The sequence below is a fragment of the Streptomyces sp. NPDC005195 genome, from assembly GCF_040608315.1.
GTDB lineage: Bacteria > Actinomycetota > Actinomycetes > Streptomycetales > Streptomycetaceae > Streptomyces > Streptomyces kaempferi.
The window spans coordinates 1-2523 of record NZ_JBEXHZ010000239.1 but is presented as its reverse complement, the minus strand read 5'-3'; the positions used below and the strand labels follow the sequence as shown (position 1 = coordinate 2523).

General features: G+C 71.8%; 2 protein-coding genes. Both read right to left on the bottom strand.

The genetic code is table 11. The features are described from left to right. Window positions 1-37: 37 nt before the first annotated feature. On the bottom strand, window positions 38-1594 hold the full coding sequence (locus ABZV34_RS38485) for an acyl-CoA synthetase (RefSeq protein WP_356287645.1): 1557 nt from the start codon (window positions 1592-1594) through the stop codon (window positions 38-40). After that, window positions 1591-2523: nitronate monooxygenase family protein (locus tag ABZV34_RS38480; RefSeq protein ID WP_356287642.1), on the bottom strand; the 933-nt coding region annotated here is incomplete at its 5' end. The genes ABZV34_RS38485 and ABZV34_RS38480, both read right to left, overlap by 4 nt.

Sequence of the window (2523 nt, the reverse complement as noted above, 5' to 3'; positions counted from 1 at the left end):
CCCCGCCCGGCCGGGGCGGGGACCACGGGAAGCCGTGTCACACGGTTCGGGGGCGGCCCTCCCAGTACGGGTCGCGCAGCCGCCGTTTGTACAGTTTCCCGTTCGGGTCGCGGGGCATCGACTCGATGAAGTCGACGCTCTTGGGGCGCTTGTACCCGGCGAGACGCTCCGCGCAGTGGCGCAGGACGTCCGCGGCGAGGGCGGCTCCCGGTGTGTGTCCCGGCGCCGGCTCGACGACGGCCTTGACCTCCTCGCCCCAGTCGTCGTGCGGGATGCCGAAGGCCGCCGCGTCGGCGACGGCGGGGTGGGCGAGCAGGGCGGCCTCGATCTCGGCCGGGTAGATGTTGACGCCACCGGAGATGATCATGTCGATCTTGCGGTCGCGGAGGAAGAGATAGCCTTCCTCGTCGAGGCAGCCGAGGTCGCCGACGGTGAAGAAGTCGCCGATGCGGTTCTTCCGCGTCTTGCTCTCGTCCTTGTGGTACGAGAATCCGCCGGTGCTCATCTTCATGTAGACGGTGCCGAGTTCACCGGGCGGCAGCCGCCTGCCGTCGTCGTCGAAGACGGCGAGCTCGCTGATGGGCCAGGCCCTGCCGACGGTGCCGGGTTTCTTCAGCCAGTCCTCGGCCGTCGCGAAGGCGCCGCCGCCCTCGCTGGCCGCGTAGTACTCCTCGACGCTGTGGCCCCACCACTCGATCATGGCTCGCTTCACATGGTCGGGGCAGGGGGCGGCGCCGTGGATGGCGTGCCGCATCGACGACACGTCGTAGCGGGCCCGGATCCCCTCGGGGAGCGCCAGCAGCCGGTGGAACTGGGTCGGGACCATGTGGGTGTGGGTGCACCGGTGGGTGTCGATGACCCGGAGCATCTCCTCGGGGGTCCACTTGTCCATCAGCACCAGCCGGTGGCCGATGTGCAGGGAGGCGCCCGCGAACTGGAGGACGGCCGTGTGGTAGAGCGGCGAGCAGACGAGGTGGACGTTGCCGTCGAAGGGCTTGATGCCGAAGATGCCGAGGAAGCCACCGAGGTAGGTCTCCTCGGGGAGCTTGCCGGGCAGCGGTCGGCGGATGCCGCGGGGGCGGCCCGTGGTGCCCGAGGTGTAGTTCATGACCCAACCGAGGGTGCGGTCGGCGGGCGCCGATCCGTCCTGTCCTGCGAGGAGTTCGGCGTACGGCCGGAAGCCCTCGGCCGGGCCGACGGCGAAGCGGCTCGTGGGCGGCAGTCCCGCCTCGTCGGCGGCGTGGCGCGCGGCGTCGGCGAACCGTTCGTGGGCGATGAGCACCTTGGCGCCCGAGTCCGAGACGATCCAGGCGATCTCGGGTCCGACGAGGTGATGGTTGACGGGGACGAGGTAGAGGCCGGCCTGCGAGGCGGCGAGGTAGGCCACGAGGAACTCGACGCCGTTGGGCAGGACGACGGCGAAGGCGTCGCCGCGTTCGAGACCGACGGCGCGCAGCCCGTGCACCAGTTGGTTGGCCGCGGTGTGCAGACGGCCCGCGGTCCAGTCGTGCCCGTCCGGGGTGACGAGGACCGTCCGCCCGGGGTCGGCGGTGGCCTGGGCCCAGAAGCCGTTCGGTGAGGTCGAGGTGGTCACGGTCGGGCGCTCCTTCCGGCGATCCGGTTGACGCGGTCGACGGCGTGCTCGAAACCGCGGGTCAGGTCGTCGAAGACGGCCTGGACGCTCCGTTCGCTGTTCATCCGGCCGACGATCTGCCCGACGGGTGTCCCGAGCAGCGGCTCCACCTCGTACTTCTGGATGCGGGAGACGGCCTCGGCCACCAGCAGCCCCTGCAGGGGCATGGGCAGGGTGCCTGGACCCTGCGGGTCGTCCCAGGCATCGGTCCACTCGGTGCGCAGCTGGCGGGCCGGCTTCCCGGTCAGCGCGCGCGAGCGGACGGTGTCGCCGGACCCGGCGGCCAGCAGCTTGCGGGTCACGGCCCGTGAGTGCAGGTCGGCCTCGGTGACGGTCAGCCACAGGGAGCCGAGCCACACGCCCTGGGCGCCGAGGCTGAACGCGGCGGCCACCTGCTGTCCGCTGCCGATGCCGCCCGCCGCGAGGACGGGCAGCGGGTCGACGGCGTCGACGACCTCCGGCGTGAGGACCATCGAGGCGATCTCCCCGGTGTGGCCGCCCGCCTCGTAGCCCTGCGCCACGACGACGTCGATACCGGCCTCGGCGTGTTTGCGGGCGTGCCGGGCGCTGCCCGCGAGGGCGGCGACGAGCACCCCCTGTCCGTGGGCGCGCCGCACGACGTCGGCGGGCGGTGAGCCCAGCGCGTTGGCCAGCAGTCTGATCGGATAGTCGAAGGCGACGTCGAGCTGGGTGCGGGCGACCTGCTCCATCCAGCCCGTGATGCGCCAGCCGACCGCTTCCCCCTCGTCGAGTCCGGGTACGCCGTACTTGGCGAGGGTGTCCGCGACGAACTGGCGGTGCCCTTCGGGGATCATCGCCTCGACGTCCGCCTCGGAGACCCCCTCGACCTTCTTGGCCGGCATCACCACGTCCAGGCCGTAAGGCCTGCC